Origin of the sequence: Virgisporangium ochraceum, assembly GCF_016863655.1 — a bacterium.
Taxonomy (GTDB): Bacteria; Actinomycetota; Actinomycetes; order Mycobacteriales; family Micromonosporaceae; genus Virgisporangium; species Virgisporangium ochraceum.
The window spans coordinates 89,347-96,077 of sequence record NZ_BOPH01000015.1 but is presented as its reverse complement, the minus strand read 5'-3'; the positions used below and the strand labels follow the sequence as shown (position 1 = coordinate 96,077).

At 69.0% G+C, this 6,731-nt stretch carries 7 protein-coding genes; 1 reads left to right on the top strand and 6 read right to left on the bottom strand.

The annotated features are described in order from the left end of the window. Nucleotides 1–11: 11 nt before the first annotated feature. From Voc01_RS05215 to Voc01_RS05200, 4 genes are all read right to left on the bottom strand, one after another. Nucleotides 12–1,217, bottom strand: coding sequence for an acyl-CoA dehydrogenase family protein (locus tag Voc01_RS05215; RefSeq protein WP_203926100.1), 1,206 nt, complete (start codon nucleotides 1,215–1,217; stop codon nucleotides 12–14). Next, a complete protein-coding gene (locus Voc01_RS05210) occupies nucleotides 1,214–1,669 on the bottom strand; it encodes an SCP2 sterol-binding domain-containing protein (protein ID WP_239159962.1) in 456 nt (151 codons plus the stop codon). The genes Voc01_RS05215 and Voc01_RS05210 overlap by 4 nt, the downstream gene beginning before the upstream one ends. A 13-nt stretch (nucleotides 1,670–1,682) precedes the next feature. After that, on the bottom strand, nucleotides 1,683–2,594 hold the full coding sequence (locus Voc01_RS05205) for a rhomboid family intramembrane serine protease (protein ID WP_203926099.1): 912 nt from the start codon (nucleotides 2,592–2,594) through the stop codon (nucleotides 1,683–1,685). 107 nt (nucleotides 2,595–2,701) lie between these two features. Then, nucleotides 2,702–3,214 (bottom strand): peptidylprolyl isomerase, encoded by a 513-nt coding sequence (locus tag Voc01_RS05200; RefSeq protein WP_203926098.1) that lies wholly within the window; start codon nucleotides 3,212–3,214, stop codon nucleotides 2,702–2,704. Nucleotides 3,215–3,495: 281 nt separating this feature from the next. On the opposite strand from Voc01_RS05200, the gene Voc01_RS05195 reads away from it, so the two are divergent. Then, nucleotides 3,496–4,134, top strand: a complete 639-nt coding sequence (locus tag Voc01_RS05195; RefSeq protein ID WP_203926097.1) for a hypothetical protein — start codon at nucleotides 3,496–3,498, stop codon at nucleotides 4,132–4,134. Nucleotides 4,135–4,191: 57 nt separating this feature from the next. Here Voc01_RS05195 and Voc01_RS05190 read toward each other — a convergent pair whose 3' ends face one another. Further along, nucleotides 4,192–5,334, bottom strand: a complete 1,143-nt coding sequence (locus Voc01_RS05190) for a magnesium and cobalt transport protein CorA (protein WP_203926096.1) — start codon at nucleotides 5,332–5,334, stop codon at nucleotides 4,192–4,194. A gap of 286 nt (nucleotides 5,335–5,620) precedes the next feature. Further along, nucleotides 5,621–6,715 carry an aminotransferase-like domain-containing protein gene (locus Voc01_RS05185; RefSeq protein ID WP_203926095.1) on the bottom strand — a complete coding sequence of 365 codons (1,095 nt, stop codon included), beginning with the start codon at nucleotides 6,713–6,715 and terminating at the stop codon, nucleotides 5,621–5,623. Nucleotides 6,716–6,731 lie beyond the last annotated feature (16 nt).

Genomic DNA, 6,731 nt, shown 5'->3' with positions numbered 1-6,731 from the left:
TCGGGAGGCTCCTAGCGCACCTGAACCCCCGAGATCGCGCGGGCCACGACCAGGCGCTGGATCTCGCTCGTTCCCTCGAAGATCGTGTAGATCTTCGCGTCGCGGTACCACCGTTCCACCGGGTGCTCCCGCAGGAAGCCGGCCCCGCCGAGCAGCTGCACCGCCCGTTCGGTCACCATCACCGCGACCTCACCGGCCTTGAGTTTGCTCATCGAGCCCTCGCCGGCCTCGAACCTCCGCTCGTTGCGGCCCATCCACGCGGCGCGCCACACCAGCAGCCGGGCGGCGTCGATCTCCATGCGCATGTCGGCGAGCGCGAACGCCACCGCCTGATTCTCGATGATCGGCCGGCCGAACTGCACCCGCTGCTTCGCGTAGTCCAGCGCGTACTCGTAGGCCGCGCGCGCCAGTCCCACCGCTTGTGCACCGACCGCGGGCCGGGTGAGCTCGAACGTGCGCATCGCGGCCTGGCCCGACGACCGGGTGCCCTCACGCGCGCGGGCCAGCCGCTCGTCGAGCTTCTCCTTGCCGCCGAGCAGGCAGGAACCGGGTACGCGCACGTCGTCGAGGAAGACGTCAGCGGTGTGCGAGGCGCGGAGGCCGAGTTTGCGGAGCTTGCGGGTCCCGGAAAGCCCGGACGTGCCCGGCGGGACGACGAACGCGGCCTGGCCGCGCGAACCCAGCCCGGGCTCGACGGACGCCGTGACCACGTGCACGCCGGCAATACCGCCGTTAGTGGCGTAGGCCTTCTGACCGTTGAGCACCCACTCGTCGGTGGCCTCGTCGTACCGGGCGCGGGTCTTCATCGCCGCGACGTCGGAGCCGGCCTCCGGCTCGGTGGAGCAGAACGCGGCGACCTTCGGGTCGGCCGGGTCACCGAAGCACTGCGGCACCCACTCGGTGAGCTGCTCGGGCGTGCCGGCGGAGAAGATCGCGGCGACCGCGAGCGACGTGCCCATGATCGACAGGCCGATGCCGCAGTCGCCCCAGAAGAGCTCCTCGGTCGCGACGACCATCGACAGCCCGGCGGGGTCGGCGTAGCAGTTGGCCAGGAAATCGAACGAGTACAGCCCGATCTTGGCGGCCTCCTGGATCACCGGCCAGGGTGTCTCCTCGCGCTCGTCCCATTCGGCGGCGGCCGGCCGCACGGTGCCGGCGGCGAAGCCGTGCACCCAGTCGCGCAGCTCGAGCTGTTCGGGGGTGAGATCGAGGTTCATGCCTTCGGAACCTCGAACAGGTTCGGGATGTCGACCGCCAGGCTCATGTCGCCCTTCGCCTTCAGTTTGCCGCTCATGAACATCAATACCGGGTTGGCGTTACCCGATACGACCTTCACGAAATCCACGGGCGCCACCGTGATGCCGAGCTTCGGGTGCTCGGTGCTCCTCGTCGACGAGGTGGTGCACGTGCCGTCGGCGATGCGGATCTCGTACGTGTCGGAGCCGTTGGCGCCGCCGGTGATCGTCCACTGGATCACGGCGTCGAGGCCGGCGGCCCGGTCGCGGCGGAACGACTCCGGCATCCGCGCGAAGATCCCGTCGAGGACCGCCTTGCGCTGCTCGCCGTTGAGGAGCCGCTCCATCTCGCGCGACGGCGTCGTCTTCACCAGACGGGCGAACTCCGTCGGCGTGATGTCGGCGTAGTCGTCGATGTTCGAGAAGTCGCGCACCCGAGGAGCGTAATCAGGCGACCATTCCCACGACCACCAGCATCGCGAGGACGACCGCGACCCCGGCGATCGTGGCGACCTGCACCGGCGTGCGGCCCTGCCGCGGCGCGTAGGCCAGGCCGGCGGCCACCAGCGCGCCCACGAGCAGACCGCCGAGGTGACCGGCGATCGAGATGTTCGGGATCGTGAACGTCAGCACGAGGTTGATGACGAGCACCGGCACCACGCTCGACGTGTCGCGGCGCAGCCGCTTGAGCACCACGAACAGCGCCGCGAACATCCCGAAGATGGCACCGGACGCGCCGGCGGTGATCGAGCCGGGCGAGAACAGGTAGGCGGCGATCGAGCCACCGAGACCGGAGAGCAGGTACAGCGCGAGGAACCGCACCGGGCCGAGCGCGGCCTCCAGGTTGCGGCCGAGCATCCACAGCGCCCACATGTTCAGCAGCAGGTGAACGATGCCGTAGTGGATGAACATCGCCGTCACGAGGCGGTACACGGCGCCGTCGTCGATGCCGGTGTAGACCTCGCCGACCTGCGAGCCGGGCGGCACGAAGTTGCTGGCGATCTCGTACGTCGGCGCGAAGCTGCCGAACATCATCTGCAGCTTGGTGACGCCCGTGAACAGTCCGCTGCCGAGCACGGCCGGCACCCCGGCGATCAACGCGCCGGCCAGGAGACCCACGACGTTCAACGCGATGAGCGCGATCGTGACGTAGCCGGCGTAGCCGGCGCGGGTGCCGCCGAACGCGGTGAGCGGCTGGCGCTGGGTGCGCCGGCCGGCGTGGACACACTCGGGGCACTGGAAGCCGACCGACGCCTCGGTCATGCAGTCAGGGCAGATCGGCCGCCCGCAACGGTTGCAGGTGACGTAGGTCTCGCGGCCGGGGTGGCGGTAGCAAACCGGAACGGCGGGCGCGGTCATGCACTGAAGCGTACCGACCTGCCCGCCGTTCCTGGATTCCCGCCAGGATCGCTGGCGATCCTGGCCAGCTTCACAGCCGCTGGCCTTTCGGCGCCGCGCGCGGCGTTCTACCGCTCGATGTCGACGCGCTCGATCACGATGTCCTCGAGCGGCCGGTCCTGGCGGGTCTTCGCCTGCCCGATCGCGTCGACGACGCGCTTGGACTCCTCGTCGGCGACCGTGCCGAAGATCGTGTGCTTGCCGTTCAGCCACGTGGTCGGGCCGAACGTGATGAAGAACTGCGAGCCGTTGGTCACCGGCCGGCCGGTGTTCGCCATGCCGAGCAGGTACGGCCGGTCGAACTGCAGGTCGGGGTGGATCTCGTCGGCGAAGGTGTAGCCGGGGCCGCCGGTGCCGGTGCCCGTCGGGTCGCCGGTCTGGGCCATGAAGCCCTCGATCACCCGGTGGAAGATCACGCCGTTGTAGTACGGCCCCGAGCCGGGAGCACCGGTCTTCGGGTTGGTGTACTCCTGGGTGCCTTCGGCCAGTCCGATGAAGTTACGGACCGTCTTCGGGGCGTGGTTGTCGAACAGTTCGACCCGGATCCGTCCGAGCGTGGTGTGCAAGGTCGCGAAAGTCACCGAGGGTTCCCTCTCCTTCTCGTCGTACCGCCGACCACCGTAACCGAACGCGTTCGTGCGGCCTCCCGCCGGGCGGGTGAGGAGCTTTCACGTGATCCGCCGTTTGGGCGACGACGAACCGGGTGAAAGGGCAGTATGGCGCGTAGCGGACAGCACGTGATACGAGCCTGGTCGCGGGGTATGAGCAGAAGTGCAGAAGTGGCGTCCAACCAGAGGCCGCCGTTTATCGGAGGTGGAACCAGATGTTTCGACGGCGTCAGGCACAGACGCACCGTAAGCAGATGCGCAACGAGCTCATGGAGAGCTTGACCCATCTGCGGCTCGCCGCGAGTCACGGCGCCAGCGGTACGGCCAGTTACCTCGGTCCGCGCTACGACGCGGCCAAGAACTCGGCCAAGTCGGCCAGGAAGTCGGCCGGTCCGGCCGCGCGTAGGGCCAACCGCGCCACCGCCGCCGCCGTGATGCCGTTCATCGTCGCTGCCGGGCGTAACGCCAAGAAGGGCAAGGCGAAGGTCACGCGGCAGGAGACCAGCACGCGGCGTTGGCCGATGGTGCTGGGCGGCCTGCTCGCCGCCGGTGCGGCGGTCGGTGCCGCGGGTGCGGTGATCGCACGCCGTCGCGCCAACCGTGACCAGTGGGAGGAGTACGGCAGCACCCGTTCGACGGGCAACAGCCGTACCGACTCGATGATCGACTCGGCCAGGTCCACGCTGGACACCGGGCGGGACAAGGTGCAGTCGCTCGCGGAGTCGGCCAAGGAGCGGGCCGCGGAGATGACGGGCTCGCGTTCGTCGGCGCCGTCGTCGCCCTCGTCCTCGCCGTCCTCGGCCTCGTCTTCGGCGTCGTCCTCGGTGACGTCGCCGGAGTTCGGCTCCCGCGAGGACCTCTACGGCAAGGCCGGCTCGAACGGCCGTCCGTAAGGTTGACCACGCTGCGGTCCCGGGGCCCCTCGACGGGGTCCCGGGACCGACGCATGTCTACAGCCAGCCGGACCGGCGGAACGCGCGGTACATGATGGCGGTGACCACCAGCAGGATCGCCCACACGGCGGGGTAGCCGAACCGCCAGTCGAGCTCGGGAATGTACTTGAAGTTCATCCCGTAGATGCCGGCCAGCGCGGTCCACACCGCGGCGATACCGGCCCAGGCGGCGATCTTGCGCATGTCGTTGTTCTGGTCGACGGTGACCTGCGCCAGCCGCGCCTGGAGCACCGAGTTCAGCAGGTCGTCGAAGTACAGCACCTGCTCACCGGCCCGGTTCAGGTGGTCGTGCACGTCGCGGAAGTAGCGGCGGATCTCCTTCGGCAGGTCGACCACCTCGCGGGTCACGAGACCGTTCAGCGGACGCTGCAACGGCAGCACCGCCCGCTTGAACTCCATCAGCTCGCGTTTGAGCTGGTAGATCCGCTGGATGCGGCCGCTGCGGTGGCGGCCGGCCCGCGACTCGGTGGCGAACACGACCTCCTCGATGACGTCGATGTCGTCCTCGATCGAACCGACGACATCGAGGTACACGTCGACCACCAGGTCGTAGACGGCGTACGCGACCGCCCACGGCCCGTGCCGGAGCAGCTCCGGCCGCTGGTCGAGCTGGCTGCGGATGCGGCCGAGGTTGCAGGCGTCGCCGTGGCGCACCGTGATGATGAAGTGCTCGCCGATGAACATCATCATGTCGCCGGTCTCGACGATCTCGCTGTTCGCCGTCAGTTCCTCGTGCTCGACGTAACGCGCCGTACGCATCGTGCAGAACGTCATGTCGGCGTAGCGCTCGACCTTCGGCCGCTGGCCGCGCGTCACCGCGTCTTCGACCGCGAGCTCGTGGAGAGCGAAGGTCTCCGCGATGTGACCGAGCTGCGCCGCCGTGGGCTCCTTGAGGCCCAGCCACACGAACCCGTTGCCGTGCTCCCTGGCCCGGTGCAGCGCCTCGGTGTAGTGCAGGCGCTCGGGCCGGCGCACGCCGTCGAGGTAGAGACCGCACTCGACGATCGCGTCGTTCTCCGACGCCTCGACCGCCGGCTCGTCGGGAGGGGTGGCGTGGGTGGTGTTGAGCATTCGGCTCATCACCCGGACGGGGGCCTTGAAGGCCCGCGGTAACACTCGTTCGACAGGCAGCTCAGCCATGCCAACCCTCCCCTCACGTGGTGCGCGCAACCGGACCCGGGCGCCCGGACGAGGCTACGCCGCGTGGTTGACGGGTGGGTAAACGCCCGATAGTGCCCGGAGACAGAGCACCGGGCGGGTCGCCGCGGATGGGTGGTGTGCTGGCGACCCACCCGGTACTCGGGGGGCGGGAGGTGATGTTCACGCATTCCGGCGGCCCGGCCGGTCTGCTGCCTCGCAGCTTGATCTACCGGGAAGCGCCAAGGAATAGGTTGGACATCACATTTCAGTTTCGGTTACCGGGAGGTTACGCCTGGATGTCACTGATTGCGTTGGCCAGGCGCTTCACGCCTTCTTCGACGTCTTCGACCTTGACCGCCGAGTACGCGAGCCGCAGCGAGTGCCGACCGCCCTCGAGCAGGAAGTCGCTGCCCTTCACGATCGCCACGCCCCGCTTCTCGGCGGCCGGCAGCAGCGCGTCGACGTCGACGGTGTCGGGCAGGTCGACCCACAGGAAGTAACCGCCGTCTGGCTCGGTGAACGTGACGCCCGGGATGTGCTTGCGCAGCGCCGCGGCGAGCGCGGTGGCCCGCTCGCTCAGCGCGGCGTTCACCGTCGCGATCGACCGGTCGATGTCGCCGGAGACGCAGAACTGGTGCACGATCGCCTGCGCGACCATGCCGGGCGAGATGTACAGGTTCGTCGCGCGCTTGACGATGTCGGCGATGAGCGCCTTCGGACCCACCAGGTAGCCGACCCGCACGCCCGGGCAGACCGTCTTGGTGAACGAGCTGGCGTGCACCACGCTGTCGTTCTCATCCATCGAGAGCATCGAGGGCAGCGCCTCGCCCCGGAACCGGATGTCGGCGTACGGGTCGTCCTCGAAAATCGTGAAGCCGTACTCCTTCGCCAGGGCGAGCAGCTCGCGCCGCTTGGCGAGGCTCAGCGTCACACCGGCCGGGTTCTGGTAGTTCGGGATGATGTGTGCCAGCTTGGGCCGGGCGCCGCCTTCGAGCAGCTTGCGCAGCTCGTCGACGTCGAGGCCGTCGTCGGCCAGGGTCACCTGGTGGACGCGCGCGCCGAGGTTCCTGAGGTTGAGCAGCGTGCGGTCGTAGGTGGGCCGCTCGACGACGACCTCGTCGCCCGAGCCCACCAGGTACTCGAACAGCAGCGCGTCGGCCTGCAGCGACCCGTTGGTGACCAGCACCCGCTCCGGCTCCACGCCGTGCTTGTCAGCGATCCACTTTCGCAACGGCGGGTAGCCGACCGCCGTGCCGTACGCCGTGACGCCCGCCGGGTCGGCCTCGAAGGCGCGGGTGGCGGCCGCCGACAGCCCGGTGACGTCGACGATGTCCAGGCTGGGGGCACCGCGTGCGAAGGAAATCAACTGCTGCGTGGTCATGCGCACAGAGTATCGG

Excerpts from the sequence above, each read along its gene's own strand:
- Voc01_RS05190 (WP_203926096.1), bottom strand. The coding sequence starts at position 5,334 with ATGGCTGAGCTGCCTGTCGAACGAGTGTTACCGCGGGCCTTCAAGGCC.
- Voc01_RS05195 (WP_203926097.1), top strand. The coding sequence starts at position 3,496 with ATGCGCAACGAGCTCATGGAGAGCTTGACCCATCTGCGGCTCGCCGCG.
- Voc01_RS05205 (WP_203926099.1), bottom strand. The coding sequence starts at position 2,594 with ATGACCGCGCCCGCCGTTCCGGTTTGCTACCGCCACCCCGGCCGCGAG.
- Voc01_RS05215 (WP_203926100.1), bottom strand. The coding sequence starts at position 1,217 with ATGAACCTCGATCTCACCCCCGAACAGCTCGAGCTGCGCGACTGGGTG.
- Voc01_RS05185 (WP_203926095.1), bottom strand. The coding sequence starts at position 6,715 with ATGACCACGCAGCAGTTGATTTCCTTCGCACGCGGTGCCCCCAGCCTG.